A 232-nucleotide genomic window follows, 5' to 3' on the forward strand; every position below is an offset into this window, starting at 1 on the left:
CGCCGCCAGGCGTTGATCGACCGTGAGGCGATCCCACACCTTCTCGATCGGCGCGGTCGCCGCGAGGAACCCGGTCACACCGACCACCCCGTCGAGCAGCGCGAGCCGCAGCTCGGACCAGCGGGCCGGCATCCGCTCCCCCGAAAGGCTCGTCGGGCACCGCACCAGGTCGACGACCGTGTCGACCCGGGACGCTCCCCGCACATCGACCCGCACCGTCCGCTGCAGCAAC

General features: G+C 72.8%; 1 protein-coding gene. It reads right to left on the bottom strand.

The features are described from left to right. The coding region (locus ASF80_RS19575) for a hypothetical protein (RefSeq protein WP_162239125.1) at nt 1–232 on the bottom strand (232 nt) is incomplete at both ends.

The sequence above is a fragment of the Microbacterium sp. Leaf159 genome (genome assembly GCF_001423615.1).
Lineage (GTDB): Bacteria > Actinomycetota > Actinomycetes > Actinomycetales > Microbacteriaceae > Microbacterium.